Origin of the sequence: Streptomyces griseicoloratus (assembly GCF_014534645.1) — a bacterium.
In the GTDB taxonomy this organism is placed as follows: Bacteria; Actinomycetota; Actinomycetes; order Streptomycetales; family Streptomycetaceae; genus Streptomyces; species Streptomyces griseicoloratus.
On the sequence record NZ_JACVQF010000097.1, the window covers coordinates 1 to 269 of the forward strand.

Annotated in this window: 1 pseudogene; it reads left to right on the forward strand. The window is 73.6% G+C overall.

Annotated elements, in window-relative coordinates:
- Positions 1–269: pseudogene (locus H0H10_RS02575) on the forward strand (FMN-binding protein); the annotation flags it as partial.

Genomic DNA, 269 nt, shown 5'->3' on the forward strand with positions numbered 1-269 from the left:
ACCGTCTCCGGAGCCACCTACACCAGCACCGGATACCAGCGGTCCCTCCAGTCCGCCCTGGACAAGGCGGCGGCCTCGGCCGGCTCCTCCCAGGGCGCGCGGACCGTCACCGGTGCCGCCGCGCAGACGCAGTACGGCCCCGTCCAGGTCCGCATCACCGTCAGCGGCGGGAAGATCACCAAGGCCGAGGCCGTCCAGGCGCCCCAGGGCGGACGGAGCGGCCAGATCACCGCCGACGCCGTACCCGAACTCAACCAGGCCGCCGTCAC